This is a genomic window from Prochlorococcus marinus, from assembly GCF_001180245.1.
Lineage (GTDB): Bacteria > Cyanobacteriota > Cyanobacteriia > PCC-6307 > Cyanobiaceae > Prochlorococcus_A > Prochlorococcus_A marinus_F.
The window spans coordinates 1-208 of the sequence record NZ_CVSV01000038.1; the positions used below are offsets into that span (position 1 = coordinate 1).

General features: G+C 29.3%; 1 protein-coding gene. It reads left to right on the forward strand.

Translation table 11 applies throughout. From position 1 onward, the window contains the following. Window positions 1-208 (forward strand): F0F1 ATP synthase subunit gamma (locus tag AMO19_RS01245; RefSeq protein WP_179850468.1); only part of this gene is annotated, 208 nt, incomplete at both ends.

The following is a 208-nucleotide window of genomic DNA, read 5'->3' on the forward strand; positions in this document are numbered from 1 at the left end:
CATTTTAAACTTATCTAATGGTATATCTGATAAAGAGAATGCTCCAAAATTATTATCTGGAACAGGGAGTGATAAAATACATTTATGTGTTGTAATGACTTCTGATAGAGGTTTGTGTGGTGGTTTTAATACAAACATAATCAAAAAGGCTAAAGCATATTTTTCAAAAATAAGCGATGAAGGTAAAGAGTTAAAAATTATCACCGTG